The organism is Haliea sp. E1-2-M8 (assembly GCF_030649675.1).
Taxonomy (GTDB): domain Bacteria; phylum Pseudomonadota; class Gammaproteobacteria; order Pseudomonadales; family Halieaceae; genus Haliea.
Genome location: NZ_JAUTDR010000061.1, coordinates 1 through 2,652, shown reverse-complemented (window position 1 = coordinate 2,652; position 2,652 = coordinate 1). Strand labels below are relative to the sequence as shown.

Genomic DNA, 2,652 nt, shown 5'->3' with positions numbered 1-2,652 from the left:
GCCGAGTACAAAAGACGGGATCATTCATTCGCAGCTGGTGCTCGGCGAGCAACCGTTCAAGGTGTTTTCCTGTCTCTTGCCAGAGCGGGCAGACTCGCCATTTGTCTCCCTTCCCGTGCAAATGCACTTTGGCCGGCGGGTTGAGATCAAGATGCTCGATACGAAGGTCAGCCACCTCCTGCGCCCGTGCGCCGGTATTGTAGAGAAACAGTAATAGCGTTCGATCACGCAGAGCAAAGCACCCTTCACGCGGCAAGGAACGAAACAACGTCGTTACCTCCTCGCGCTCAAGGTAGTGTGTATCCGGGAGTGCTGAGCGCTTGACGGGGATCGCGGCGATCTGTTGGCAGGTTGCCAGCATCTCCGGTGCGCGCAGGACGAGGTAAGCGAAGAAGGTATTCAAGGCGGCGCGGCGCTGATTGCGTGTGCGGATTGAATTGCCCCGCTCCTGCTCCAAGTACTTCAAGAACGCCAGAACCTGATCAAAGGTGAGATCTTGCAAGTCAAGCGTTGCGACTGGCTGGCGCGTCTGTTCGGACAAAAAGCGTAGGAATAGGCGCATCGTATCGCGGTAACTGTGGATCGATCCTAACCGCAAGCCCTTCTGCACTGGCAGATGGTCGGCGAAGAAGGAATGGACGACTATACCGAGGGACGGCTTCATGACCTGGGCCCTCCTGTGAGCGTGGCGGTAGCGAACGCCTCGAAGCGGCGGTTGGCTTGATCGAGCAGGGTCGGTGTTGTCTCCAAGTAAATGGCGGTTGAGTTGACATCGACGTGCCCCAGAAACGTCGCGAGCGTGAGCAGTCGTGCCTGTGGATCGATACCGAGTCGATACCAGCGCGTGAGCGCCCCCACGGCGAAGGAGTGGCGAAGATCGTGCAGGCGCGGCGGCGATGCTCCCGGAGGGATGGTGAGGTGCAGGTGGGGAATGAGGTGATGGAACGTCTGGCTGGCGGTACCTGGACTGATCGGGCGCCCGCCACGCAACGAGAATAGTGGCTGATTGAGAGAAAGTCCGTTCGCGCACCTTGCCCGTTTACGCCGCAAATGCTCAGCCAGGAGTGCTTCGAGCTTGGGGCCAAATGGCACAAGCCGGCTTTTGTAAAACTTGGTTTCCCGGATGACCAGCAGCTGCCGTTCGAAGTCGATATCCTCGATATGCAGCCGGCACGCTTCACCCACACGCAATCCGAGGCCATAGAGCACGGCAAAAAGAGCGTGGTAGGTTCTGCCGCGGTCAACGGTACCGCCTTTGTCGGGTAGCGCCTTGGCGACTGCGAGCAGGCGCCCGGCATCGGCCGTATCGAAGATGAAGGGCGTTCGCTGATACCTTGAGCGGCGCGGTGGCGATTGCACCGGATTGTGCTCAAGCACCTCCTGGTTAACCAGGTGCGCGAAAAACCGTCCGAGAGTACAGCGCAAGTGGTTGTAGCTTCTCGGGCGCGAGCGGGGGCGCGAGAGGAGGAACTGATCGACGAGCTTGGTGCTAATCTGTTGCAGTTCGGTGATGTGGTTCTCCACCAAGTAGTCATCGAACAATACCAATGTCTTCTCCTCGACATCGTAGCGTCGACCAAGAGACCGTTTGTAAGCAATGAACTGTTCGATATGAGGGCCAATAGAGCTCCGATAACCTGGGTGCGTTGTCATAGCACATCCTCCCCGTCACCTTGAGCCACTTCGCGCAATTGCTCGACGGCGATCTTGCTGTAGATCTGCGTCGACGACGCATTGCGATGTCCGACATAGTCACCGATGTGCTTGAGAGAGAAGTTGGCGTTCACGAGATTTTGCACGCAACTGTGCCGCAACGTGTGGGCGCCTGCTCGTGGGATCTGGATACCGGCTTTACGAATGTAATGTGTCGCCCGGCAGGTCACAGCCGCCGATCCAATCGGAGTCAAGGGCGCCAAGGTGCGCAAGAATACCTGACGATCCGTCGTTGCTGGACGTGCGTTCTTGACGTAGTCGATGATCGCTGCACCCACCACCGCCGAGAGCGGATAGGTCGTGGTATTGCCCGCCTTACGGTCGCGGACCTTGAGGCGATCGTTACGCCAGTCCAGGTCATCCAGTGTGAGTGCGGCCACTTCACAGGCCCGCAGGCCATAGGTAGCCAGCAACAACAGCATCGCATAATCGCGTTTACCGGACATCGAGCGTCGATCGACACCAACCAGTACCTGTTCGACTTGCTCCCAGCTGATCGCTCGCGGTATCCCGGCGTCCCGATATGCCCGAGGAAACTCGACAAGCGTACTGAGGTTCTTGAGCAAGACGCCCTCCCGATGGAGGTAGCGCAAGAAAACCCGTAGCGTTCCGCAGGCATTGCGCAGGGTGGGCCACGAAACCCGGGGGCCATATTGAGCAATGAAGCCGCTCAATACCGTGGGCGATAGCTGAGCAAGGTCCTTAACGCCGACCTGCTCTAGATAGGCAGCGAATTGACGCAGGTGGAACCGGTACTGCTGAATCGACCGCGGACGGAGCCCCTTCTCCTCAGTGAGATACGTCAGGAACTGAGGCGCCTGGATCTCAAACGGGTTATCAGGCTTATGGGGGCGGCCGAGCCCGACGTAACCCGGGATCGCCAAGCGCAGCATCTGACGGATGGGATTGCGTACGCTCCCTCCGATCTTCTTACGCGTC

At 58.7% G+C, this 2,652-nt stretch carries 3 protein-coding genes; all 3 read right to left on the bottom strand.

Translation table 11 applies throughout. The annotated features are described in order from the left end of the window. On the bottom strand, nt 1–664 hold a 664-nt coding region (locus tag Q6D67_RS21460; protein WP_304707875.1), incomplete at its 3' end, for a tyrosine-type recombinase/integrase. Continuing rightward, nucleotides 661–1,653, bottom strand: coding sequence for a tyrosine-type recombinase/integrase (locus Q6D67_RS21455; protein ID WP_304707874.1), 993 nt, complete (start codon nt 1,651–1,653; stop codon nt 661–663). The genes Q6D67_RS21455 and Q6D67_RS21460, both read right to left, overlap by 4 nt. Next, nucleotides 1,650–2,652: site-specific integrase (locus tag Q6D67_RS21450; RefSeq protein WP_304707873.1), on the bottom strand; the 1,003-nt coding region annotated here is incomplete at its 5' end. The genes Q6D67_RS21450 and Q6D67_RS21455, both read right to left, overlap by 4 nt.